The sequence below is a fragment of the Neobacillus sp. PS2-9 genome (assembly GCF_030915525.1).
In the GTDB taxonomy this organism is placed as follows: Bacteria; Bacillota; Bacilli; order Bacillales; family Cytobacillaceae; genus Neobacillus.
Genome location: NZ_CP133269.1, coordinates 4,095,486 through 4,120,576 on the forward strand (window position 1 = coordinate 4,095,486; position 25,091 = coordinate 4,120,576).

Sequence of the window (25,091 nt, forward strand, 5' to 3'; positions counted from 1 at the left end):
CTTGATCATCAAACCTCTAATATTCCCATTCTCCACTTTGTTAAAACTCACAATTCCCTTTAATAATAAACTTTCTTAAAATATAAATAATACTATTATTTTTAAGAAAATTCATTAATTTTTTCGCTCTAATCCTCCTTTTCAGAATGTGTTAGCGCTTACAAATTAGTATTTACGAAAATAAATACTATTGTGACAAATACTCGAAATTATCTTAACATTTTTGTGAACAAAGTTTTTTGTAGAAATACGAGAAATTTCCATGTTTTTTTTGTAAAATTAAACAAAGTAACTTTTATTTCTCGTAATCTTGGAGGAAACCGAATTGAATATGAAACACCATGATCCATTTAAAATTACCTTTGAAAGCTTAGATGAATTTGCCGATCTTATCAGCCAAGTTCTTAAATGCCCAATCACCATTGAAGATGCGAATCACCGCCTTCTTGCCTATAGTACACATGACGAACGGACAGATCCCGCTAGAATTTCTACGATTATCGGCCGAAGAGTTCCGGAAAAAGTAATCAACCAATTGTGGAAAGAAGGAACTATTCCAGCGCTTTTAAAAACGGATGAACCTATTCGTGTGAAAAGTATGAATGACATTGGTCTTGGCGATAGAGTGGCAATATCGATTTGGAAACAGGATGAGGTATTAGGATTTATTTGGGCAATAGAGATTGATAAAACATTAACAGATGAGGACTTTACCCTGTTAAAAAAGGCCGCAGATGCCGTAAAAAATAAACTGTTACAGCTACAAACTAGAAAAAATAAAAAAGAAGAACGCTCCCAAGAATTCTTTTGGAAACTATTAACTGGCCACTTAAAAGAGAAAGAGGAGATTATTCAGCACTTTCAAACATTGCAAATTACTCCCCCATCGTCTTTTGCTGTTTTTGTTTTTCAGTTCCAACAAAATATCACAACTAAAGAAGAACATGAAATTTCTTATCTATTAAAGACCGCTCAGCGAATGAAGATTTTACTAAATACCATTGACTGCAACCAACTGATCTTACTGGTACAAGCATCTCATATCGAGAATCCCTTACAAGAACTCGATCATTTTGCCGAAAACTTCCTCTCAAAAATGAACGACCGCTATGGAATGAGGAATATCCATCCGGTCTATAGCAGTATTTATGATGACTTTCAAAAAATAGGAAAAGCCTATAAGGAAGCATTAATTGTTTTATCAATAAACGAAAAATTCCCTATAGAAACGAAGGAGATCTTTAGTTATCAACGACTGGGAATTTATCAACTCTTTGAAATGATCCTAGAAAACAGAAAAAATGAAGCGTACGAAAATTACGCATTAAAAAGAATCAAAGAGTATGACCAAAAACATAAAAGCAATCTCATTGAAACGTTAGAGGTCTTTTTAAATAAGGATTCAAACATTAATGATGCAGCCAAGGAATTAAATGTCCATGCCAACACGCTAAATTATCGACTCAAACGCATTACAGAGATTGGTGAAGTTAATTTCAAGGACCCCAATCAAAAAATAATGCTTCTTCTCGATTTGAAGCTAGCCAAATACCAGGGGATTTGAACATTTTGTGAAAATCCCCAAAAAGAATGAAAATCTTTCTCCTTTCTTAACAAAGAAATTCTTTTGTAAACGTTTTATACTTTAGCCATAGCAAATCAATTCAATGTTTCAAGGGGAGGAAATAGATTATGTTTATTGGGGTTCCTAAGGAAATTAAAAATAATGAAAATCGTGTAGCTCTTACTCCGGCTGGTGTTGTTTCATTTTTAAATGCTGGTCATACAGTTTTAATTGAAAAGGACGCTGGAATTGGAAGCGGTTTCACTAATGAGGATTATGCTAAAGCTGGTGCTGAGATTATTGATACAGCAGAGCAAGTATGGACAAAAGCTGAAATGATCATGAAGGTTAAAGAGCCTTTATCAAGTGAATACAAGTACTTCCGTCAAGGGTTAATATTATTTACTTATTTACACCTTGCAGCAGAACCTGCTTTAGCAGAAGCATTAAAGCAGTCAGGCGTAATCGCCATCGCTTATGAAACTGTATCAGTAAACAGAACTCTTCCACTTCTTACACCAATGAGTGAAGTTGCAGGACGTATGGCTGCTCAAATTGGCGCACAGTTCTTACAAAAAAATAACGGCGGACAAGGTATCTTACTTGCGGGTGTCCCTGGTGTGAACCGTGGGAAAGTAACCATAGTTGGTGGCGGTATCGTTGGAACAAACGCAGCTAAAATGGCAATCGGCCTTGGGGCTGATGTAACTATTATCGATTTAAGTGCGGACCGTCTCCGTCAGCTTGATGATATTTTCGGAAACCAAATCAAAACATTAATGTCTAATCCATTCAATATCGCTGAAGCTGTAGCTGAAGCTGACCTTTTAATTGGTGCAGTCTTAATTCCAGGTGCAAAAGCTCCTAAGCTTGTGACTGAGGAAATGGTTAAGGCAATGAAACCTGGTTCCGTGATTGTCGACGTAGCTATCGACCAAGGTGGTATCGTTGAATCAATCGATCATGTAACAACTCATGATAACCCAACATTTGTTAAGCATGGTGTCGTACATTATTCTGTAGCTAATATGCCTGGAGCAGTTCCAAGAACTTCTACTATTGCTCTAACAAACGTTACTGTACCATATGCGTTGCAGATTGCAAACAAAGGGGTATTCAAAGCTATTTCTGAAAATGCTGCATTATTGCTTGGTGTGAACGTGGCAAACGGAGAAATCACTTACGAAGCAGTGGCAAAAGATCTAGGCTATGACTATGTAACAGTAGAAAAGGCATTAGAAAAAGAACTAGCTGCTAACTAATAATTGATTAATCCCCTCGAGACAACTCTTGAGGGGATTTTTTCTTTATAGGGAGATGGTATTAGATGCACCAAATGAGTTACCGTGATACTTGGGCCGAAGTATCGCTTGATCATATTCAAGCTAATGTGATTCAGTTCAGACAATTTGTCCAACATCAATCTAAACTAATGGCTGTTGTAAAGGCAGATGGATATGGACACGGGGCTGTATACGTCGCTAAAGCTGCCATTTTGGCAGGTGCTGACTATTTAGGGGTGGCTCTTTTAGATGAAGCTATTCAGCTTAGAGAGGCTGGATTAGTAACACCCATTCTCATTCTAGGTTATACGCCTCCACGATCAGTTAAAGAAGCTATTCAGTACAACATTACACTAACTGTATTTGATGATGAAGTATTGGACGAAATTATCTTCCATTCTGCTCAGTTATGTAAAACCGCATATGTCCATTTAAAGATTGATACTGGCATGTCTAGAATTGGTGTGACTTCCTCTGAAGAGGCCTCACTTCTTGCCGAAAAAGTTATGACTGCTGAATACGTATATCTTGAAGGGGTATTTACTCATTTCTCCAATGCAGACAATGAGGATCCCACTTATACTTATAAGCAGTTCCAAAAGTTCCAATCAATCCTGTCCTATTTGGACAGCAAGCAAATTCCCATTCCAATTAAGCATTGTTGTAATAGTGCTGCCACCATGAATTTTCCAGAAATGCATATGGATATGGTCAGAATTGGAATTGCCTTGTACGGTTTGTATCCAGATAGGTCTTTAAAAAGTCACCCCCTTCAACTAAAACAAGCCATGAGTCTGAAAACTAGAATTGCTGCTTTGAAAAATGTAGAGGCTTCTCAACCAATTAGCTATGGATGTACTTGGAGTCCAAAAAAAGATAGTAAGATTGCCACTCTTCCAATCGGATATGCTGACGGCCTTTCCCGTCTTCTTTCAAATAAAGGAACGGTTTTAATTCGTAATCAGCATGCTAAGATTACAGGCCGGGTATGTATGGACCAAACAATGATTGATATAACAGAGATAGAAAATTGCACGGTAGGTGATGAAGTGACCATTTTTGGGACCAGTCATTCCTCCTTTCAATCCGTAGATCAACTGGCAGAATGGATGGGCACCATCAATTACGAAGTTGTTTGTTTGATCGGAAAACGAGTACCAAGAGTATATTTATTTAAGAAAGACTCAGTTGATTTTGAAATAAATAAACATAAATGCTATGTTAGCTAAAAATAATCCCTCTTTTAACACAAGAGGGATTATTTCATTGGGCTTTATTGATGTGTTATTTTCATAAAAAAGGGAAAAACAATTTTAGAGCACCCGAGTATGATTCGTTCTGCATAAATCCTGCACATTTAGGTTGTATAATGAATCAGTAACTAACTACAAGGAGGTAATAATAGTGCAAAATCGTACTGTCTTATTTCTTTTCACCGTGATTACTGCCTTATTTTTAGCGGCATGTTCAAATGTTAACGGGAATGAACATTCAAATACTAATCATGGTGAGAAAAAAACAGAGCAAGATAAGGATTCAAGTAATATGAACCATAAAGGTATGGAAGGCATGAATCATTCAAGTACTGGTGAAGTACCAGAAGATTTAAAAGAAGCCGAAAATCCAACCTTTAAAGTCGGAAGTCATGCAATAATTCACGCAGACCATATGGAAGGAATGAATGGTGCAGAAGCAACCATTGTAGGTGCTTATGATACTACTGTTTATACAATTTCTTATACACCGACAACTGGCGGAGACAAGGTGACAAATCACAAATGGATTATACATGAAGAAATTAAAGACGCTAGTGACAAGCCCTATAATCCAGGGGACGAAATTAACGTAGAGGCAGACCATATGAAGGGGATGAAGGGTGCGACTGCTGTAATTGATTCAGCCGAACAAACAACAGTTTATATGGTTGATTACACACCGACAACTGGTGGAGAAAAAGTGACAAATCATAAATGGGTAACAGAAGGCGAACTTTCAGCTAAGCAATAATCATAAAAGTTTAAGGAATAGCCCTTACATATTTGGCTATTCCTTTTTCACTATAACTTATTTCAATTTCCATTATTAATTGGTAAAAGTAACTCTACATTGGTTCCTGATCCTTCTTTGCTAATTATTTTAATATCCCCTTTGTGTAGTTTTATAATACTTTTGGCAATATGAAGACCCAATCCAGAACCTCCAGTTTCTCGGCTTCTTGCTTTATCCACTCTGTAAAACCGTTCAAAAATATTGTCTATTTCTTCTTTTGGTATCCCAATTCCATAATCTTTTATATCAATGATTGCATGATGCTGATCCTTTTTTAAAAAGACTTCAATTCTGTCATTGCTATATTTAATCGCATTATCCAGCAAGATGATGATAACTTGTTTAATCTTTAATTCATCTGCACGAATGATGATGGGAATTTCTTCATAATGTAATGTTATTTCCCGCTTATAAACATCTTTTAGTTGTTTTAAAATATCTTTGCATAAATTAACCAAATTTACTTCGTTTATTTCTAATACATTTTCTTTTTCTAATGTGGCTAATTCTAAAAAAGTTTCGGTCATTTTTTGTATTCTAGTTGCCTCAGAATGAATGGCTTTAAGTGCTTCTTCCGCCATTTCATTATTTTCTATTCCATGTCTCCTTAGAAGATTAGCGTAGCTCTTAATGACTGTTAATGGTGTCTTTAATTCATGCGATGCATCAGAAACAAATTGTTTTTGTCTTTCCATATTTATTAGAAGCCTATTAATCATACGGTTAAAGGTTCTCGCCATGGTTTGGAGTTCATCTTTTGTCTTATTTTGAACGGTGATGATTTTAGGAACACCACTCTTTTCTATTTCCTCCATCGTTTTAATCATATTAGCTATCGGTCTCATTATCATATTAGCTAGCCATCTTCCTCCCAGCAAAGATAATAAAGCAGCTAATACAGTAGAAATAATTAAGATTGCCCTTAACATTTCTTTTCTCGCTTCTAGCCCCCTTAATCGTTCTCCAATTTCCAAGGTTTTATTTCCATTATAAAATGGAACACGAACAATCAATACTTCCTCTTCTCCATGTTCAGTAGAAATCAGATGGGTTTTAGTCTGTTTTATTAATGTTGATTGACCTTTAATTTTTTTTGAAAGTAACTTGTCATTTGTCACCTCATAAATCAGCTTGTTCTTTTGATCCATAATTCTTATATAGGAATGTTCTGTTAAATAATCTTCTAATTCCCTTTTCATACTAGTAAAAGATTGAATTGTATTAAGGTCTTTTACTATATCTCCTGCTTTTTGAAAAAGCATATCTTCTTCCATATTTACTGTTGTTTTCATAAATAATAAAAAAACACCGAAATTTATAAGGATTAATATGCAAAGCATCCAAGCAGTCGTTAATAAATTAATTTTTGTTGTGATCTTCATCAATAATCTCCCTTATGGTAAAACCAATTCCTCTTATAGTAGTAATTAATTGAGTAGGGAAGTCTTCATCAATTTTTTTTCTTAGATGTCTAATAAAAACATCAATTACGTTAGTTTCACCCTCGTATTCATACCCCCAAACCTTAAGAATAATATTATCTCGTGTAACCACTTTATTTTTATTGAGTACTAAATACACCAAGAAATCATATTCTTTGGGTGTTAATGTAATAGATTTTCTTCCTCTTTTTACTTCTCTTGTTTCTGTGTTTATGATTAGGTCATCCACTGTCAATATAGATTTCTCTTCGTAGGATTCTTCATTTTTAGGAGTATTTCGCAGGCATGCACGTATTCTTGCTAATAATTCTTCTATTTCAAAAGGCTTTGTGACATAGTCATTAGCACCCTGATCCAATCCCGCTACTTTATCAAAAGTAGTATTTCTAGCTGTTAAAAGAATGACAGGGGTATTACAATTTTCCTTTCTTAATCTTCTTAAAACATCTATTCCGCTTAACCCCGGCAGCATGACATCCAACAAAATCAAGTCCATTTTCGTTTGCAAGGCGGTTTCTAATCCTGCCTTACCATCATGTTCTACTGTTACTTGATAGCCCTCGTACTCTAATTCCACTTTTAAAACACGAGCAATCTGAACCTCATCTTCAATGACAAGAATATGTGTACTCATCTACACTCATCCCTTCTAACCAATAGTAAATAAACCCCTTTGTTACCTTAATTTCCGCTCAATACTTTTCCATCACAAGTCGTAACATTTCAAACAATAAGATATTAAAAACTAGCCAGACACAGCCATATACATAACCACCAACAATATCACTTGGCAGTGCATTATTCGATGCAATTGTTTCAATTGCTATACCTATTAATAAGATAAATCCAAAGATACTTCCCAAAATAGGCTTATAATTCTTTTGCGAATGTCGGTTAAGTAAAAATAAACATGCTCCATATATAATGAAGGTAATAGTAGCGTTTAGATCAGGAAATTTATCGGAATGATATTTTCCAGTGAACCCTATCAATTCAAGATAGCTAAAAATTTGTATGATTGTTTCATGAAACAGCATTGCTCCTAATATTGAAACAATGAGTAGAAGATATTCTAAGAGCTTGTTCCTTCCTTTTGTCCAAATTCTTATAATCGTTACACAAATCAATGCACCTAGAGCATATGGAGTTTTGAATACGAGAAATATTTTCATCCAGTTCATATAAACCACAGATTGAACCATGTATTCAACAATTTCATTAAATTGAGTGAACTCATTATATAAATAATCTTGAGCTAGTCCAAGCATCAAGGTAACCATTCCAATTAAAACTAAAGTAAGAAAAATAAGAAATATTTCAGTTGCTCTAATTGTTTTCAATCGTACAATCAATTGCTTCAACAAATGAATAATAGATTCCTTTATTTTAACTTTATAATATCGATAAGCTAAATACCCAAGTAACACTATCATAAAAACAATAATAAAAAACATAAAATACTTACTTGCTGATTGATGAAAAACCTCCCAACGAGGTCCCAAAACTTTTCCTAAAGTAATAAAACAAAATCCCCATAGAAATGATCCTGTGTAAGCGGGAATGAAAAATTTTCGGAAAGGCATTCTAGAAATACCCGAAATATAACCAGTAAAGTGCCTTATCCCTGGAATAAAATAGGCAAAGACCAAGAGTTTACTACCTGATTGATCAAACCAAGCGGCCGTTTTTTTATATCTCTCAGGTCCCAGATGAATGAATTTCCCATATTTTTCGATTAATTTATAGCCTCCAGCTTTACCAATCCAGTACGTTACGGTAATACCAACACCACCTGAAAGAAAGACAGTAAAGAGTGCCAAAGCGTAATTCATTTTCCCCTGAAATACGAAATAGCCAGCATAGCTCATTAAAAATTCCCCTGATATTGGCAGAGCTAAGAGTTCTAGAAAAATACCAATAAATAATATCAGATAACTGTGTTGTTCAAATAATGATATTAAATATGACATATTAATGCCCCCATAGTTTATGAAAAGGAAATCAACTTAAGTAGAACAATCGTGTTAGCTTTACTAACAATGTACCACCATTTTAGATTGGATTTTATTTTTTAATGGATAATTAATGTTTTATTAAGAGTACAAAAAGATTAATGGATAAAATAAAAAAGCTATTTCCCTTCGAAAAGGTTATTAGCTTTTTTCTGAATTATAGATTAAAGTTTTTTAACCTTAATAGGACTTACCATTAAAAGAGCAAGAATTAAAGTAATCCATGCATTGCTATAAGAAAAGAACCCCATTGCAGCAAGCGGCAATCCAGCTGCTGGAATTGGCAATCCGCTAAAATACCCAATGGTTGGTTTAACATTAAACTTAGCTAATCTTAACGCACCCATTATTGGGAAAAGGATAAATGCCAAAGAAGTTAAAATGGACGTTGATTCAATTGTATGAAATATCAGCGCAGGAGCAACACCAAAACTAACAATATCCGCTAAGGAATCCAATTGTACACCTATTTCACTGTTAACTTTTAATCCTCTTGCAACCCTCCCGTCAAGAAGATCAAAAATAGCTGAAATAACAATTAAAATAGAAGCAACTTCTAAAAATCCACTCATATTACAAGTTATGGAAAGAACTCCACACAATAAATTTCCCAATGTAAATAAATTGGGTACCGCTTTTGCTACCTGACTAAACAAGGTTGTCCCTCCTGACTTTAGCAATTTCACCACTTTAATTAGAATTTTCTATATATCCTTCCGTTTATTCTTTAAACCACATTTTGCATCTTAATGAAAGATTAATGATTTATTAGGGGAATATACAGGTTTATTTTATATCATTAACTTGCCCTACTTGATTGAAGTATTATTCTTGAATTCACTACAAAAACAACAAAGTTATTTGGGTTAAGTTGATATAAAACTTTGGGGAGGAAAAGCAATGAAAAGACTAATAGAAGCTACCATGCAAAGAGCCATTCTTATGATTGTGTGTGTTGTAATCATTTTGGCTTGGGGAGGAATCTCTGCTTACCAGATGCAAAAAGATTATTTGCCTGGGATTAACAATACTACTCTTTCAGTTAGTATGAGAGTTCCTGGTTTACAGGCTGAACAAGTAAAACAGCAAGTGACCGATAATTTGGCAAGTGCTGTCAAAGTAGTAGATGAACTTTCTAATGTGGAAAGCACATCTTATGATGGCGGATTATTTATGAGTTTGTATTTCCCAATGGATACAGACATGAAACTAGCGGAAGATCAAGTAAACAAAGCGTTGGCAAATGCGGATCTTCCATCAACTATTACAAGCACTCCTTCGGTAACACGTTTAACAACTAGTTCATTCCCGATTTTGACTTACAGTGTCACCAGTTCAAAATTGGATGAACAAACACTACGTTCAACTGCAACACAGGAAATTGGGAAACAATTAAAATCTGTTCCTGGTGTATCAGATGTATCAGTCATTGGTGGAGCGAAAGATGGATATGTATTAACCATCCGTATGAAGGACCTATTAAAAAACGGATTAACTTTGGATGATGTGAATAAATCTTTTGTGTTGGCAGTTCCATCCATGCCTCAAGGGAATATCGTAAACAATCAATTATCCATACCAGTTTCATTTGATGGATTACCATTAACAGTGCAACAAATGGAAAACGCAACAATTAAAAATAAGGAAGGAAAAGTTATTCCTATATCAGCGTTTGGTACCATCACTCATTCTTTAAATGACGTAAAAACCGTTTCCAGAACAAACGGAGCGCCGAGTGTAACTTTAAATGTTATCAAAACACCATCGGCCAATATTACAGATGTGGCTGACCAAGTAAAAGACCGTGTGGCACATCTTCAATTGGATACCGTAAATCCAAAAGATGTTTCGTTCAAAGTTCTACTTGACCGTGAAAAAGAATTAAACAGTTCTCTGTTCGGATTGGTACGAGAAGGTTTACTTGGCTGTTTATTTTCAATGATTTGTGTGTTCTTCTTTTTCCGAAATGTAAGAAGCACATTATTAATTGCGATTTCACTACCAATTTCATTACTAGCAACAACGGCCTTCTTAAAATCAATGGGTATCACGCTAAATATTCTAACCGTTTCAGGTTTGATTGTAGCGATGGGCCGAATTGTCGATGACTCGATTGTTATCCTTGACAACATGTACCGAAAGAGAGAAGAACAGAAGGATAAGCCCTTACTTGCTATTCTCGCATTATCTGTCGTTGAAATGATTCCAGCAATCTTAGGTTCTACGTTAACAACGATTTCTGTTTATATTCCTATTGCATTTGTTGGTGGAGCCATAAGTGCTTCATACAGCGGTTTTGCTTGGTCGGTCGTAATTGCCTTAATCATTTCATTCTTTGTTGCGATGCTTGTGATTCCTGCACTTGCTTTTATAGGATGGAAAGGCGGAAACGGGGAAAAACAAACCGTCAAACTCGACTCAAAAATGAAGCCAATTCTTCAATCAGCTTTTAAACATAAGAAAGAAATGATTATTGTATCGATCTTAGTGTTTTTAGCTGCTGGTGCTTATTCCGCTTTTCTTCCAGTAAGTTTATTACCTAGTGGAAAAATCGGACAAATTGCCATTAAAGCAGAATTGCCAAAAGGAAGCACCTTAATTCAAGTAAATTCTGAAGTACAAAAAATCGAGAAAGCATTAAAAGAAAATTCAAAGGTTACGGCATACTCAGCCAATTTCGGTTCAACCATGACACCACAAAGTGATGATGTGTTTGACCAGGGTGGCGGCTTTATAACCTATCCAAACGTCGCTAACCTTTCCGTCGTATTGAAGAATGACAAAGATGCTGATTCAGTCATTAAACAATTGAAAAAGCAACTTCCGTCATTATCTAAAGATGTTACTTTTACTGTAACAAGCCAAAACATTTCTGGTGATGATTCACAAATGCGTATCTTGTTTACTGGTTCAAATCAAGCGACTTTGGATCAAGTAGCTCAAGAAGCAAGAACGAACTTATCAAAAATTGCCGACTTAAGTGTTGATGGAAAAGTTGATTTAACGAACGGTGCACCTAAGTACAAAGTAACATTTGACCAAAAAGCAATTCAAAATAAAGGTGTAAAAGTTGCGGACATTCTAATGGTCATCAATCGTTATATGTCTCAATCGAAAGACGCAACTATTACGGTGGATCACAAAGCACTTCCTGTTGACCAATATTTAGATCAAATCGCATCAGGAACAAATGCAACGATTAGCATAAATGCAACTGCTGATGATGTTATTGCATCTCTATCTACTGAAACGTTTATTGGCAATAATGGTGAAATGGTCCGTTTTGACCAATTAGCAAAGATTACAAAAAATCAGGCTCCTTCAACGATTAGCGAACGAGATGGCGAACCATTCTCCCTTGTCACAGCACAGATTACATCAAATGATATTAGTAAAGTGTCAAGTCAAGCAGACAAAGCTCTAAGCAGCATGAAACTTCCTAAAGATGTAACGTACTCATTAGGAGGAATTTCAGAACAAGTAAAACAAATGATTTTCGATATGTCAGTTGCCGTTGCTTTTTCGATCCTATTAGTTTTACTAATCACGTCTTCCATTTTCAAGGGATGGAGAGCACCGTTATCTGTACTTTTAAGCATTCCACTTGCTTTAAGTGGTGTAGTCATTACACTAATTTTGTTCCATGGAGAATGGAATTTGGCCGCATTAATCGGTGTTCTTATGCTTACAGGTATTGTAGTGACGAACGGAATAGTGTTAATTGATAAAATTGAAAGAAATCGCAGAGAAGGAATGCCTATTAAAGAGGCAGTATTAAATGGTAGCCTTTCAAGGATTAGACCTATATTAATGACAGCAGCAGCAACAGTCCTTACGTTGTTACCACTTGCATTTTCTCATAATGCTGATACGGTCATTTCTCAAACACTTGGTATTGTTGTGATTGGTGGCATGATAACTTCTACAATCAACAGCTTTATCATCATTCCAATCATTTATGAATGGTTGCATAAAAAATCTGCTTCAAAAAATATTACAACAACTACAAAAACTATTAATTAGAATTTTATGTACAATTTTGTATCTGGCTTCATTAACAATGAATGAAGTCAGATAAAAGAAATGGGTGATAAAATGAATTACAATATATTTCAAGCAATCAATCAATTTGCAGGTAAACATCCCATTATGGATAGATTAATGGTTTTTACTACGCACTATGCTCTGATTGTTTACGCTATCGTTTTACTTCTTATGTGGTTTTTTGGCAAAGAACAACATAAATATTCTGTTGTGTATGCTGCAATAACTGGTGGGTTAGGGCTGTTTATAAATTTTATCCTAGGGCATATTTATTATGAACCCCGACCATTTGAAACACATAAGGTTCATCTGCTAATTCAACATGCAAAAGATACTTCTTTTCCAAGCGACCATTCAACAGGGGCTTTTTCCCTAGCACTAGCGGTATTGTTGCCCCAACGGAAAATTGGTTTAGGTATGCTTGTGTTTGCAATTTTAACAGGGATATCTCGAATTTACGTGGGACATCATTATCCATTTGATGTACTTGGCAGCTTGGTTGTAGGGTTATTTGCAAGTACACTTATTTACAAATTTAGTTCCTTATTAATCCCCATTCCTCAAACAATAATTAATATTTATAATCAAATCCCTTTAGTTCCGAAGACTAATCAAAAAGTAAAACATAATTGATGTTGAAATATCTTAAAGGGACAGCTAAAACATTAGCTGTCCCCCTTGTTTTATATGAGCTTCCATTAAACATGGATGTAAAATCATAATTTTATTTGAAATTGAAGATGCAAAAAAAGCCTGTCACCAAGGCATAATTATCCCTTGGTGACAGGCTCCTTCATTTTCAAAAATTCACAATAATATTTAGAGCAGAAAGTGTATTTAACCCTTTAGTGACTAGCAACTTTCTCAAGTCCACCAGGCTTGTTATGAACTGCAATTTTGTCAATGAGTTTATTGCTTTCCGTGTTTAATCCTTTTAGATTTACCTTAACACCATTTTGATGATACTTTATGACCACTTTATCAATGGCACCAACAGCAGAATCATCCCAAAGATGAGCATTTGATAAATCTAAATCAATTTCATTTATGTTTTCTTTAAAATCAAAACTTTTAACAAAATCGGTTACGGAAGCAAAGAAAAGTTGACCCGAAACATGATAAATCTTTTTATGAGAACCCTTAGCTGAAAGGCTCGTTACTTTCACTTTTGAAATCTTTGAAGCAAAGAAAATGGCACTTAGTATAACTCCCACCAAAACACCCATAGATAAGTTATCCGTCTTTACCACTGTAATAACAGTCACGATCATAACAATCGTATCGGTAACTGGTACCTTTTTTAATGTTTTTAGGCAAGACCAATCAAAAGTTCCAATTGAAACCATAAACATAACTCCGACTAATGCAGCCATTGGAATTTGTACTAGGAATCCTTTAAGCAACATGATTAGTGTCAATAAAAATGCACCTGCAACAAATGTAGATAAACGTCCTCTACCACCAGATTTAACATTGATGACAGACTGACCAATCATCGCACATCCAGCCATACCGCCAAAAAATCCTGATACAATATTAGCGATACCTTGCCCACGTGCTTCCTTATTTTTATCACTTTCTGTATCTGTCATGTCATCTACTATAGAAGCAGTTAAAAGTGTTTCCACTAGTCCTACCATAGCAATAGACAAGGAATAAGGAAAAATGATTTGAAATGTCTCTAAGTTAAACGGAATGTCTGGAATCAAAAATATCGGTAATTTGGAGGTCAATTCACCCATGTCCCCAACAGTACGAACATCGCTTCCTGTAAATATTGAAATTGCTGTAATTACAATAATCGCAACTAATGGTGATGGAACAGCTTTTGTAAAACGAGGTAGGATGTAAATAATAGCTAAAGCACCTGCGACCATGGCATACATCTGCCATGTTGCTCCTTTAAATTGAACTAATTGAGCTGAAAAGATTAATATTGCAAGGGCATTAACAAATCCAGTCATTACGGATCTAGGAACAAATTTCATCAAACGACCTAGTTTTAAAGCTCCCATGATTATTTGTAAAACTCCAGTTAGAATGGTTGCTGCCAGTAAATATTGCAAACCATGATCTTTAACCAGTGTCACCATTAATAAAGCCGTTGCACCCGTGGCAGCTGAGATCATCCCAGGTCTTCCACCCACAAAAGCAATCGTAACGGCAATACAAAATGAAGCGTACAATCCCACCATCGGATCTACACCTGCGATAATTGAGAATGCAATTGCCTCTGGAATTAAAGCAAGCGCAACAACAATACCTGCTAAAACATCTCCCTTGACGTTTCCAAACCATGAATATTTAATTGTACTTAAATTCAAACTTAGCACCTCTCCCTTTGTTTTGTTTTTTTATGACTTTCAACTCTCATGAAAGTCGGGTCCGTTGTTAACAAAACAAAGTATAAAGGATTGTGACAAATTTGTGAAATTAAATGAAAACGCACACATCTTGTCCCATCTTAGGTTTACGCCATTTTCCTTCGGTTTTCGGCATAACATCTATTTTACTAATAATTTTATTGGAAGTTATGGGAATATTAATAGTGTGACATTAGGAGTTCTCTTTGGATTCTCTGGGGAATTGGCGGGGGAATTGAACGAATTACGCCAATTATCGTTTGGTATAAATAAGGCTGCTGTATCGTTATCAGCAGCCTTACTCCTATTTATAAGTATTTCCGATGGACCCCTTTACCATCATAAGAGAATAGCATTCGTCTTTCTTCAATCATTGTTTCCATGTGAACAGGTCTGCCCCAAAGCTGCTGCATATATGGAAGCACTTTTTCAAGGTATTTTACGTCTAGTTCGATTCCCTCATACCAGTGTTTTACATAGAGCTCTCCATTTTTCATATAATCACCGTCAATCACCGTAAGGTATGGAAATCCTCCATTTACCCGCATGTTGACTAGCTGATCACGGATATGCTCCCATGCTTTATCCACTACTTTGTAATCACGTCCTTGCTTTTGAAAAAGGTACATATCCTCTCTCATCACAAGATCCTTATTTAAATAATTGCGGAGGAAGGATATATCGGACTCTACTTCACGGACCTCAAACATTTTTTCTCTGCCTGACCCTGGTTTTACCCCTCTGCGTATCATTTCTTCTGTTGGATTATTATACCGTTCTTCAATGTCCTCAAAGATTTTGATTCCAAGATAATAAGGGTTAATTCCAGTCTTTGACGGCTGGACAACGCCTGCATTTAATTTCGCAAATTCAATAGCTTCCCCACTGGTTAAATCCATTTCCCTTAAAATCCGTTGGTGCCAATAGGAAGCCCAGCCTTCGTTCATGATTTTTGTCTCAAGCTGCGGCCAAAAGTAGAGCATTTCTTCCCGCATCATAGTTAAGATGTCACGCTGCCAATCTTCTAGCTCCCTGCTGTAGGTTTCAATGAACAATAATAAATCCTTTTCCGGACGTGGAGGGAATTTCTTTTTTCTTGATTGGATTGTTTCTTTCTTTCCCTTGTCATCCAATTTCCAAAGGTCATCATAGGGTGTGGCAATAGTTGGATTTTCATCAACCTCTTCCTCATCATCCCCAATGGACCAGCTTAACTTCGGTCTCATGAGGGAAGGGTCAATATGCTCATCAATAGCTAAGACGGCATCAAGGAAGGTTTCTACCTCTTTTTTTCCATATTGAATTTCGTATTGATGGATCCTCTCCGCTGTCGCTGCCATACTCTCAACCATATCCCGTTTTGTATTTTGGAAACGGACATTATTTTTAAAGAAATCACAATGTGCTAATACGTGCGCGACGATTAACTTGTTCTGAATTAGCGTATTGGAATCCAGTAAAAACGCGTAGCATGGATTAGAGTTAATGACAAGTTCATAAATCTTACTTAGGCCTAAATCATAATGAAGTTTCATTTTATGAAATTGCTTTCCAAAGCTCCAATGAGAGAATCGAGTAGGCATTCCATAGGCCCCAAATGTATAAATAATTTCTGCCGGACAAATTTCATAACGCATTGGATAAAAGTCTAATCCAAAGCCATTTGCAATTTCGGTAATTTCACTAATCGCATACTCTAGTGATTTACGCTCTTCCGCATTCATTGCCATTCCCCCTTTTCCTCTTACCACAATGTATGAAGAAAAGCCGGGATTGATGAAAAAGAAGGAAAAAACAATAAGCTAGATCGCTTATTGTTTTTGAGATTCAACCGTTAAGTTGATTAATTTTTTGTTGGTAAGATCATGATTTACCTTTATGATAACAAAAAGGTTCTGATTATTTTCTTGTACTTTAAAACGAAAGCCGTCCTCCGCCTTTGATGCATCTATATTTTTTCGACCTAAATATTCATACTCCCTGATAGGCGCGCCTGGAAAATCAGCCTGTACAACCGCCATCGCAATTCTGCCGTACTTTTCATAATCTGGCTTCTGAGCATTGCCTGAATTAGTAAAACTAACTAGAAAAAAAGCCATCATTAATATTGAAACAATCGTTTTTTTCATTTGTTTATCCTCCTGCTTATTTGGTTGTTTTATTTTCCCCAATCATTTTTCTCTTATGAGTAAATCAGGGATTTTTCTGGCTTCTGCAGCTAGCTTAAGGCCTACCATTCGATTTCGTTTCCATTCTGTCTTAAAAACGGATAATGGAGGACTCGTTTCACCCACAAGATAGCTAATTTCTATGGTCATGGCAGGACGATGGTAGGTTGTAATAAACCAATCAGTAAACCCGCCACCTATTGCTTTCTTAGGTGGCTTTCCTAATTTATAGTCTGTTAATTTTGCGATTTTTTTTGCAATCTTTTTGTCCCTCTTGAGATGTTTTCCATTTTTATAGTTCCAAAAAATCTCTCTTCCCGCTGAGTGATAGGCCACTGCTATTGAAGGGTCCACCTCTTTAATAAAATTGGTTAGTGCAATGACTTCCTTTCCCTCAAGTGGCTTTTTCCCTTTATAAAATTGATAGTGTGGAGATGAGGGATGCTTAGGAAGCTGCATCCAACCGGCAGGGTATTGCCTATTTAAGTCAATCCCCACCCCATTAGCTTTCCATCTTGTAAAATCACTAGAGCCTTTATTCATGCTTTTAATACGGTCTCGTTGTTCTTTTGTAATCCTTTCGAAATGGTTTTGTTGAATTTCTGCACCATCTGGATTTAACATGGGAACAAACCATATGGAAACATCATTAAGGATAGAGGCAGAGGTTAAAGGGTATTTCCTTGATTCCTCATAAGCATCCGCATAAGACTCCAACATCTTCATTAAAAGCATACTTGTTATCCATTCCCGTCCATGATGGGTACCAACTAAAACGATATTCTTTTTCCCTTTACCGAGTTTGATTGCCCAAATATCTCTTCCAAAATGAGTGGTTCCAATGGATTTCACTTCTAATTTCCCTTTATGTATTTCCCTTAATTGATTGATGTCTTGTTCTAAACGTTCAAAGCTATAGGGTTTATTCGTTTGAATCACATTAGCTTCGCCAACCGTTTCAAAAGAAAATAGCATCAACATAATCACGCAAAGAATTTTCACATAAGAACCTCCATATTTACAATTAACGAAAGAATTATACAGGTAAAAGTTGAAAACCTTGTTAACAATGGGTGTCCAACATTTTCTGTGAAAGTTATCTGCAGAATGTCATACAATAATCTCAACTCCTAATAAGGAGGAGATAAAGTAAATGAATAAAGTGGATTACGATCGGGCGTTATATTACACACACCGGTCCGAATGGGATAATTTGCTTATATTAATGGTTCGGACAAAAGATCAATTTTTGTCCAAAAGAATTGAACAGTTCCTACATGCGTACAACTTTGAACGTGACTACACTGTAATTGAAACGAAACTCTATAATTTGCTTCGTTACATCGACCATGCAAACGAAACAATAGAAGCTGATGCAAATGAGATACCGATGTATAGTCTTTCCTGAAAAAACAAGTGGATACAGATTTTGTTGAGAGAAAATTTTTACAACCGGGCCAAAGAATTCCACCAAAAAAACGGCTTCCATTTCTGGAGCCGTTTTTTACCGATTTTTATCCTATCTTATCATTTTTGATTACTCCATTACGTACCGCAAAAAGAGCAGCCTGTGTACGATCCGCTAGCTCAAGCTTTGCTAAAACATTGGAAACATGGGTTTTTACCGTCTTTTCAGTAATAAATAACGATGAAGCAATTTCTTTATTACTTTTTCCACTAGCTATTTCCTTAAGGACTTCCAACTCTCTTTTGGTCAACTCATTCAAATGGTTCTTGCCCTCATTTTGTTTCGAGGTTAAATAGGTTAATAAATGAGTCGTTGCTTTTGGATGCAATTGATTTTCACCATTCATTAACATTTTTATTGCCTTCACTAGCTCATCGGGTTCTATATCCTTCAATTGATAGCCTGAGGCACCCGCTTCAATTGCAGGTATTACATGGTTCTGGTCCGAAAAACTGGTTAGTATCATTACCTTCATACTTGGATGCTTTGCTTTAATTTTCTGTGTTGCTTCAATTCCGTCCATAACCGGCATGACTAGATCCATTAAAACTAGGTCGGGCATTAATCGGTCTACTAACTCAACCGCTTCTTCTCCATTTTTCGCTTCTCCTACAATTTCAATATTTTCTTGTGTCTTTAAGAAAAACACCAAGCCTCTACGTACGACATGATGATCATCGGCTATTAGTATTCGAATACTCAAAATTATCCCCCCTTAAAACGGAATACTGACTCGTAGCTTTGCCCCTTTGTTTAGCTCACTTTCCAAATAAAAGGTTCCGCCTAAAGACTCCGCTCTGTTTCTCATGCTTTTTAGACCGAGCGATGGAAGCTCAGCACCTTCATCATAAGTAAACCCACATCCATTGTCTTTTATTTCTATGGTTATTCTGCTATCACTTCCATGAACTAATAAATGAACATCAGATTGTTGTGAATGTTTTTTGCAATTAGCTAATGCTTCTTGGCTAATTCTAAAAACAGCCTCCTCAATTCTGCTTGGTAGATTAATGACCCCGTTTATTTTTATATTTGTATTTAATCCTAGCATTTCACCATAACTCGATAGTGCACTAACAATGCCTTGCTCTAATCCCTTTGGGCGTAACTGCCAAATAAGCGCTCTCATTTCATTTAATGCCTCTTGGGCTAAATCTTGAATATAACTAAAGGTTTCTTTCACCTCTTGATCCGTTGTCATTTCTTTCCCCCCACGGGCAGTCAGGCTTAAAGAGAAAAGGAGTTGATTAACAGAATCGTGCAGGTCTCTTGCTAATCTATTTCTTTCTGCTGTTAAAGCAATGTCTTGTTCTTTTTGTGTTAGATTTATCCTTTTTATAGCTGAGCCAATCTGCAAGGCAACTGATTCTAATAGAGCTAGCTCCTCATTGTTAAAGCTTGTTTTATTCGGTGACCCTACATTTAATAATCCAAATTTTTCTTTCCCTGCTTTGAGTGGTACGGTCGCATGATGGGTTAATCCCCATGTATCCCCTAACTTATGTTCAATTGCATCTTCCAAGCGCATACATTCAATAATATTAGTTGCCTTATCTAGTCGACCTTTATTATAGCGATTAATACACCAGCAATCGCCGTTGCACATGGGAGCATACTTGTTGTCGGATAACGCGGGGGGAAGATTTTCTTTCGCAGCTAATGTAAAGGAGCCAGCATCATCAATAAGAAAGATCCATCCAGTTTGTAAACCGGTTACATGTAAAAGCTTCTTTAGAACCTCTGAAAGTACATTGTTTATGTCAGTTCCTTGGTTCAATAACTCGGCAATTTCTTTTAAAATTTGTAAATCCGAATGGTGACACGTACTCATAAACATCCCCCTGAAAATTCCAACTCTTGCAATTATTATAACGCTTTTCTTCTGCTAATTCCTTAGAAAAAAGTATGGTTTCTTCTCCGACTTAAGTCGTAAAGAATAGAGGCTGACTCCTATGAGTAACAGATTCCATATTCGGGTGCTTTTTTATTAAAAGACACGAGAATTGATGTATGAATTGGCATACGTCTTTTTCAATATTTATCAAGGTTTCTAAGAAATTTCATTAACTTTGACACAGTAATTGACATCATTATTATGATGGACAATAAGTTTTGTACAATAAAAAAAGTGGGGCAAAACTTCTGTCATTTGCTGTGCCGTTTGATCTTTATAAGCTGGTGGTTAAAAGCTGCTGATTTCCGTATCTTAGGATCAAGAGGGTCCTCACTTATCGGTTGAGGGAGCAGGTTAAGCACCAGATCTGTAAATAGACGGAAAAATTCCGCTTATTTAGTAATTCTTATAAAAAAAAGCTTAAACAGACGGAGAAATTCCGCCTATTGACTCGAAAAATGTGAAAATGAGGAGATTTTGCTTGGTATAACCGGAAAAACTCCGCTTAATTTACCCTGAAACGAGCACGATTCTAAATTTAACAGTCAAGCCCATTATTATGTGTAAATTCATTCCTCATGAAAAGCAATGTTAAGCAGATGATTTATTTTTGGTGTACTGGAAGGGGGTACCCCCTTCCAGTACACCAAAAATTCGCGCTTCGGGTCGCTATTTTTTCTCTTCTTTGTCCTGAATTATTCTTCTTCCTACTTCCTCGGCATAGTCCATTAAGACCGCTCCAATTAATCTGAAAGCTGACTGTGTATTAGGAAATATTCTAATTACCCTCTCTCTTCTCCGGACTTCCTCATTGATTCTTTCTAACGAGTTTGTACTTCGAATATGCTTATGATATTTCGGTTTCTCATTCAAGTATTGAATGGCATCTTCGAAGCCTTCCTCTAATATTTCTATGGCCTTGTCTAATTTTGAATTGCCACTAAATTGCTCAATGAACTCTTTCTTATATTTTCTGGCTTCCTCTACGGTCGCTACTTCAAATATTCTCTTTAACCCGATTTTGACTTCATCCATACCCTTTTTAGGCATATGGGTTATGATATTCTTTTTGAAGTGTACCGTACATCTTTGCCAGGCAGATCCTACAAACTCCGTTCCGATGGCAGCTTTTAACCCTTTGTGTGCATCAGAAATGATTAGCTTAGGTGATTGTAGACCTCTAGACTGTAAGTATTGGAAGAAACGCTGCCAAGCTTCAGTACTCTCTTTATGATCTACTCTCAAACCAAGAATTTCACGCCTATTGTTCTCGTCAACAGCCGTTGCGATATAAACAGCTTTAGATACGACACGGTTATGTTCTCTTACTTTGATATACATGGCATCTGCAAAGATATATGGGTAGTACATTGTGTTCAGGGGCCGACTTGCCCATTGATTCACTACAGGATCTAGCTTTTCTGTAAGAGTGGATACAAATGATTTAGAGACCTTATTCCCACAGAGTTGTTCCACAATATTGGAAACCTTTCTTGTGGAAACCCCATTCACCACCATTTCAAGCATAGCTAATACAAATGATTGGTCACACCGGGCATATTGTTCAAACACTGTAGTTGAAAACTCTCCACTACGAGTACGAGGTACTCTAAGCGTAATTTTTCCAATGCTAAATAATAAATCACGATCATAATATCCATTGCGGTAGTCACGACGTAAGCTTGAACGTTCGTAAGAACCGGCTTGTAAGAACTCATCGCGTTCTTTTTCCATAACAGAGTTTAATACAAGGACAATAGAAGCTTTGATGACAGCGTCTATATCAGAGTTCATAACAGAATCTTTTAAATCATCAATATTTAGGTTAAACTGTATTTGAGTCATAATTAATTCCTCCACATTGTTTTCGTCGCTGATAACATTGTAGCCATGAGGAATTAATTTGACTCATTTTCTTTTTACACAATTATATGGACTTAATCAATTTAACCGGAAAAACTCCGCTTATTTTACTATTGCTGGTTACTCGATTAAGGACAAGACATCCAATTCAAATGGGAGTGAGGTTTATTTAAATAAGGTATTTTTATTCCTAATAAAGAAACTCGCCAAATTACTATGGCGAGTTTTACTTTTTATATACCAATAACGATGCCAATCCGACTGTCATTTCAGCAAGTATTTTAATACAATCACTTCGAAACGGAACCCTTTACTCTTAGGAGCCAGCCTCTAATATTATGCTATTGGATATTGCTGTGCGAATGGATGGATGACAATTTCATCAATTAACATATGCTTCGGAGCAGACGCCATGTAAACAACTGCGTTTGCAATATCTTCTACTTTTAACCAATCTTTTTTCTCTGGCAAACCTTGTGTAGATTCCGCAAAGTATGTATCAACCATTCCAGGATTAATGGTTCCAACCCGTATTCCATATTCCCGAACTTCCTGGGCAACTGAGCCTGAGAAACCTTGTACAGCATATTTTGTTGCTGTATAGGCAGCCCCATTAGGAATCGTATACCGTGCAACATCAGATGAAATCGTAATAATGGTTCCGGTCCTTCTTTCCTTCATATGTGGAAGGACAGCCTTTGTGGCTAAGAACACCCCTTGAACATTTACCTCAAAAACCTTTTTCCATTCTTCGAGAGTAACTTGCTCTGTTAATTTAAAGAATCCAACACCTGCGTTATTTACTAGAAGATCCACAGCTCCGTAGACTTCAATTGTCTTATTTACTACACTCTCCATATCCTCTTCTTTTGAGACATCTGCTTGAATAGGATTAATATCGGGAAAGCCCATTTCCTTTAATTCTTCTGCTGTTTTTAAAATTTGGGAAGAGCTGCCAACAATGGTTAATTTCATCCCTTGTTCAGCTAGTTTTACGGCAATTTCCCTGCCAATTCCACGCGATGCACCGGTTACAATAGCAATTTGATTTTGTAGCATGATTGTTTCTCCTTTCGTGATGAGTTTCATTGTTGTTTTTTGCTCTTACCGTTCTTGAATCATTTTCATTTTTCTTTCCACTACATCCATAAATTCTTTTTCCACTGCTTGAAGTTTCAGCTTACTATCCTCCAAACGATCACTGTTTACACCAAAGTAGAATTTAACCTTTGGTTCTGTGCCTGATGGTCTTAAGCAAACCCATGTACCGTCTTCAAAAGTATATTTTAGCACATTAGATTTAGGCAGCTGAATCTTCTCTTCTTTCGTATTCGTTAACCGAATACCAGTTAAATAATCCTCCGTTGTAGCGGTCTTTAAGGAACCTAAATTAGTTAATGGCTCCATTCGGAAGGAAGCTAGTAGACTTTGAATCATTTCTGCTCCTTCTTTCCCCTTCAATGTTAACGAACGAAGGCCTTCCTGATAAAAACCGTATTTTTCAAACACCTGCATCATTCCATTATAGAGGGACAAGCCTTGTTTTTTATAAAAGGCACAAACCTCTGTGGCTAAGAGAGCAGCCTGAATGGCGTCTTTATCACGGGCAAAGTCGCCGATTAAGTACCCATAGGACTCTTCATAACCAAATAAGAAGGTATGGTCACCTGTTTCTTCATACTCCTTTATTTTCTCAGCAATAAACTTAAAACCTGTTAAAACGTCTATTGTTTCAAGGACATACGCTGAGGTGATTTTTCTTCCTAACTCAGAGGTAACAATCGTTTTTAAAACCACTCCATTTTGAGGCAATGTTCCCTTTTCTTTTTTCTGAGAAAGGAGATAATCAAGCAATAATGCCCCAGTTTGATTTCCAGTCAGAACGACATACTCTCCTTCCTCATTACGTACCGCGATACCAAGACGGTCAGCATCTGGATCGGTTGCAATTAGTAGGTCAGCCCCCACTATTAAGCCATCGCGGATAGCTAATTGAAAAGCAGCATGTTCTTCCGGATTAGGACTTTTCACTGTAGAAAATTCAGCGTCCGGAATCTCCTGCTCCTTTACAACTGTTACATTTTTATACCCTAATGCAGAGAGTGCAGCGCGAACCGGCTTATTGGCTGTCCCATGTAATGGGGTAAAAACCACTTTAACATTGGCCTCTTCTGAGAGATTGGGATTCTCTGAAATCGTTTTGAGTTTTTCAGTATAAGCTTGGTCTATTTCCGAACCGATTGTCTTAATTAATCCAGCAGCTCTTAATTGATCTTCACTGCCGACTTCAATCAATAGCTCGTTTTCTATTTCATTGACCTTTGAAATAACTTGATCAGCAGGAATAGGCGGAAGCTGACCACCATCTGATCCATACACTTTGTACCCATTATACTCCGGTGGATTATGACTGGCAGTTATAACAATACCAGAAAAGGCATGTAGGTACCTTAAGGCAAAGGAAAGTTCAGGGGTCGGTCTTAATTCGTCAAATATATAGGTTTGAATTCCTTTGGTAGCTAGTGTTTTTGCAGCCTCCAAGGCAAACTCAGGAGACTTATGACGTGAATCATAAGCAATAACAACCCCTCTTTGTTTTGCTTCTAATCCTTGTTCCTCTATGTATGCAGCTAAACCTGCTGATGCTTTACGAACCGTATAGATGTTCATTCGATTTGTACCTGCACCAATCTCACCGCGCATTCCGCCTGTTCCAAATTCTAAATTCTTATAAAAAGCCTCTTCTAGTTGTTTTTCATCATTCTTCCACTCATTTAGTTGAGCTTGTAATTCAGCATCTAAGCCTTCGAACTCCATCCAGCTTTTTGCAACTGTTTTCCAGTTCATTTGTTCCCCTCCTCATCCATCTATTTAATATTGTTTCTAAGTAATAGCCTGATACTCCTTTAAAAATCACTCAAAATAAGCCGACAATTTTTGC

The 25,091-nt window shown here is 36.4% G+C and carries 20 protein-coding genes; 7 read left to right on the forward strand and 13 right to left on the reverse strand.

Going from position 1 to position 25,091, the window contains the following annotated elements:
* Nucleotides 1-331 precede the first annotated feature (331 nt).
* The 4 genes from RCG25_RS20550 (at nucleotide 332) to RCG25_RS20565 (ending at nucleotide 4,854) form a co-directional block, all read left to right on the forward strand.
* Nucleotides 332-1,564, forward strand: a complete 1,233-nt coding sequence (locus RCG25_RS20550) for a PucR family transcriptional regulator (protein ID WP_308084234.1) — start codon at nucleotides 332-334, stop codon at nucleotides 1,562-1,564.
* 128 nt (nucleotides 1,565-1,692) lie between these two features.
* On the forward strand, nucleotides 1,693-2,826 hold the full coding sequence (gene ald, locus RCG25_RS20555; protein WP_308080686.1) for an alanine dehydrogenase: 1,134 nt from the start codon (nucleotides 1,693-1,695) through the stop codon (nucleotides 2,824-2,826).
* Between the two features lie 65 nt (nucleotides 2,827-2,891).
* Nucleotides 2,892-4,076 (forward strand): alanine racemase, encoded by a 1,185-nt coding sequence (gene alr, locus RCG25_RS20560; RefSeq protein ID WP_308080687.1) that lies wholly within the window; start codon nucleotides 2,892-2,894, stop codon nucleotides 4,074-4,076.
* 172 nt (nucleotides 4,077-4,248) lie between these two features.
* Complete coding sequence (locus RCG25_RS20565) at nucleotides 4,249-4,854, forward strand: YdhK family protein (protein WP_308084235.1); 606 nt, start codon at nucleotides 4,249-4,251, stop codon at nucleotides 4,852-4,854.
* A 62-nt stretch (nucleotides 4,855-4,916) separates the two neighbouring features.
* On the opposite strand, the gene RCG25_RS20570 is transcribed toward RCG25_RS20565, so the two are convergent.
* The 4 genes from RCG25_RS20570 to pssA all read right to left on the reverse strand — a co-directional run bounded on the left by RCG25_RS20570 (nucleotide 4,917) and on the right by pssA (nucleotide 9,006).
* A complete protein-coding gene (locus RCG25_RS20570) occupies nucleotides 4,917-6,278 on the reverse strand; it encodes a sensor histidine kinase (RefSeq protein ID WP_308080688.1) in 1,362 nt (453 codons plus the stop codon).
* On the reverse strand, nucleotides 6,256-6,972 hold the full coding sequence (locus tag RCG25_RS20575; protein WP_308080690.1) for a response regulator transcription factor: 717 nt from the start codon (nucleotides 6,970-6,972) through the stop codon (nucleotides 6,256-6,258). The genes RCG25_RS20570 and RCG25_RS20575 overlap by 23 nt, the downstream gene beginning before the upstream one ends.
* A 58-nt stretch (nucleotides 6,973-7,030) precedes the next feature.
* On the reverse strand, nucleotides 7,031-8,308 hold the full coding sequence (locus RCG25_RS20580) for a VTT domain-containing protein (protein ID WP_308080691.1): 1,278 nt from the start codon (nucleotides 8,306-8,308) through the stop codon (nucleotides 7,031-7,033).
* A gap of 206 nt (nucleotides 8,309-8,514) precedes the next feature.
* Nucleotides 8,515-9,006 carry a CDP-diacylglycerol--serine O-phosphatidyltransferase gene (pssA, locus tag RCG25_RS20585; protein WP_308080692.1) on the reverse strand — a complete coding sequence of 164 codons (492 nt, stop codon included), beginning with the start codon at nucleotides 9,004-9,006 and terminating at the stop codon, nucleotides 8,515-8,517.
* 244 nt (nucleotides 9,007-9,250) lie between these two features.
* Here pssA and RCG25_RS20590 point away from each other — a divergent pair, with 244 nt between their 5' ends.
* Together RCG25_RS20590 and RCG25_RS20595 are read left to right on the forward strand one after the other, a co-directional pair.
* A complete protein-coding gene (locus RCG25_RS20590) occupies nucleotides 9,251-12,373 on the forward strand; it encodes an efflux RND transporter permease subunit (protein ID WP_308080693.1) in 3,123 nt (1,040 codons plus the stop codon).
* A 72-nt stretch (nucleotides 12,374-12,445) separates the two neighbouring features.
* The gene (locus RCG25_RS20595) at nucleotides 12,446-13,027 is read left to right on the forward strand and encodes an undecaprenyl-diphosphatase (RefSeq protein ID WP_308080694.1); all 582 of its coding nucleotides are present in this window, start codon (nucleotides 12,446-12,448) and stop codon (nucleotides 13,025-13,027) included.
* 212 nt (nucleotides 13,028-13,239) lie between these two features.
* Here the strand turns inward: RCG25_RS20595 and RCG25_RS20600 are convergent, their stop codons facing one another.
* The 4 genes from RCG25_RS20600 to RCG25_RS20615 all read right to left on the reverse strand — a co-directional run bounded on the left by RCG25_RS20600 (nucleotide 13,240) and on the right by RCG25_RS20615 (nucleotide 17,927).
* On the reverse strand, nucleotides 13,240-14,718 hold the full coding sequence (locus RCG25_RS20600) for a SulP family inorganic anion transporter (RefSeq protein ID WP_308080695.1): 1,479 nt from the start codon (nucleotides 14,716-14,718) through the stop codon (nucleotides 13,240-13,242).
* 347 nt (nucleotides 14,719-15,065) lie between these two features.
* Nucleotides 15,066-16,481 (reverse strand): SpoVR family protein, encoded by a 1,416-nt coding sequence (locus RCG25_RS20605; RefSeq protein WP_308080696.1) that lies wholly within the window; start codon nucleotides 16,479-16,481, stop codon nucleotides 15,066-15,068.
* 87 nt (nucleotides 16,482-16,568) lie between these two features.
* Complete coding sequence (locus RCG25_RS20610; protein WP_308080697.1) at nucleotides 16,569-16,886, reverse strand: DUF3889 domain-containing protein; 318 nt, start codon at nucleotides 16,884-16,886, stop codon at nucleotides 16,569-16,571.
* A 42-nt stretch (nucleotides 16,887-16,928) separates the two neighbouring features.
* A complete protein-coding gene (locus RCG25_RS20615) occupies nucleotides 16,929-17,927 on the reverse strand; it encodes a M14 family zinc carboxypeptidase (RefSeq protein WP_308080698.1) in 999 nt (332 codons plus the stop codon).
* 151 nt (nucleotides 17,928-18,078) lie between these two features.
* Between RCG25_RS20615 and RCG25_RS20620 the strand changes: the two genes are divergently transcribed.
* Nucleotides 18,079-18,333 carry a YhdB family protein gene (locus RCG25_RS20620; protein ID WP_308080699.1) on the forward strand — a complete coding sequence of 85 codons (255 nt, stop codon included), beginning with the start codon at nucleotides 18,079-18,081 and terminating at the stop codon, nucleotides 18,331-18,333.
* Nucleotides 18,334-18,439: 106 nt separating this feature from the next.
* Here RCG25_RS20620 and RCG25_RS20625 read toward each other — a convergent pair whose 3' ends face one another.
* From RCG25_RS20625 to RCG25_RS20645, 5 genes are all read right to left on the reverse strand, one after another.
* Nucleotides 18,440-19,096 (reverse strand): response regulator, encoded by a 657-nt coding sequence (locus RCG25_RS20625; RefSeq protein ID WP_308080701.1) that lies wholly within the window; start codon nucleotides 19,094-19,096, stop codon nucleotides 18,440-18,442.
* Nucleotides 19,097-19,108: 12 nt separating this feature from the next.
* Entirely contained in the window at nucleotides 19,109-20,224 is a 1,116-nt protein-coding gene (locus tag RCG25_RS20630) for a GAF domain-containing sensor histidine kinase (protein WP_308080702.1), read from the reverse strand.
* Between the two features lie 732 nt (nucleotides 20,225-20,956).
* Nucleotides 20,957-22,132, reverse strand: a complete 1,176-nt coding sequence (locus tag RCG25_RS20635; RefSeq protein WP_308079908.1) for an IS256 family transposase — start codon at nucleotides 22,130-22,132, stop codon at nucleotides 20,957-20,959.
* A 354-nt stretch (nucleotides 22,133-22,486) separates the two neighbouring features.
* On the reverse strand, nucleotides 22,487-23,209 hold the full coding sequence (locus RCG25_RS20640; protein WP_308080703.1) for an SDR family oxidoreductase: 723 nt from the start codon (nucleotides 23,207-23,209) through the stop codon (nucleotides 22,487-22,489).
* A gap of 45 nt (nucleotides 23,210-23,254) precedes the next feature.
* Nucleotides 23,255-24,997 carry a phospho-sugar mutase gene (locus tag RCG25_RS20645; protein WP_308080704.1) on the reverse strand — a complete coding sequence of 581 codons (1,743 nt, stop codon included), beginning with the start codon at nucleotides 24,995-24,997 and terminating at the stop codon, nucleotides 23,255-23,257.
* Between the last annotated feature and the right edge of the window lie 94 nt (nucleotides 24,998-25,091).

What these genes read in the sequence shown, in the direction of transcription:
- RCG25_RS20550 (WP_308084234.1), top strand. Translation starts at nt 332, where the DNA reads ATGAAACACCATGATCCATTTAAAATTACCTTTGAAAGCTTAGATGAA.
- ald (WP_308080686.1), top strand. Translation starts at nt 1,693, where the DNA reads ATGTTTATTGGGGTTCCTAAGGAAATTAAAAATAATGAAAATCGTGTA.
- alr (WP_308080687.1), top strand. Translation starts at nt 2,892, where the DNA reads ATGCACCAAATGAGTTACCGTGATACTTGGGCCGAAGTATCGCTTGAT.
- RCG25_RS20570 (WP_308080688.1), bottom strand. Translation starts at nt 6,278, where the DNA reads ATGAAGATCACAACAAAAATTAATTTATTAACGACTGCTTGGATGCTT.
- RCG25_RS20575 (WP_308080690.1), bottom strand. Translation starts at nt 6,972, where the DNA reads ATGAGTACACATATTCTTGTCATTGAAGATGAGGTTCAGATTGCTCGT.
- RCG25_RS20580 (WP_308080691.1), bottom strand. Translation starts at nt 8,308, where the DNA reads ATGTCATATTTAATATCATTATTTGAACAACACAGTTATCTGATATTA.
- RCG25_RS20590 (WP_308080693.1), top strand. Translation starts at nt 9,251, where the DNA reads ATGAAAAGACTAATAGAAGCTACCATGCAAAGAGCCATTCTTATGATT.
- RCG25_RS20595 (WP_308080694.1), top strand. Translation starts at nt 12,446, where the DNA reads ATGAATTACAATATATTTCAAGCAATCAATCAATTTGCAGGTAAACAT.
- RCG25_RS20605 (WP_308080696.1), bottom strand. Translation starts at nt 16,481, where the DNA reads ATGAATGCGGAAGAGCGTAAATCACTAGAGTATGCGATTAGTGAAATT.
- RCG25_RS20610 (WP_308080697.1), bottom strand. Translation starts at nt 16,886, where the DNA reads ATGAAAAAAACGATTGTTTCAATATTAATGATGGCTTTTTTTCTAGTT.
- RCG25_RS20620 (WP_308080699.1), top strand. Translation starts at nt 18,079, where the DNA reads ATGAATAAAGTGGATTACGATCGGGCGTTATATTACACACACCGGTCC.
- RCG25_RS20630 (WP_308080702.1), bottom strand. Translation starts at nt 20,224, where the DNA reads ATGAGTACGTGTCACCATTCGGATTTACAAATTTTAAAAGAAATTGCC.
- RCG25_RS20635 (WP_308079908.1), bottom strand. Translation starts at nt 22,132, where the DNA reads ATGACTCAAATACAGTTTAACCTAAATATTGATGATTTAAAAGATTCT.
- RCG25_RS20640 (WP_308080703.1), bottom strand. Translation starts at nt 23,209, where the DNA reads ATGCTACAAAATCAAATTGCTATTGTAACCGGTGCATCGCGTGGAATT.
- RCG25_RS20645 (WP_308080704.1), bottom strand. Translation starts at nt 24,997, where the DNA reads ATGAACTGGAAAACAGTTGCAAAAAGCTGGATGGAGTTCGAAGGCTTA.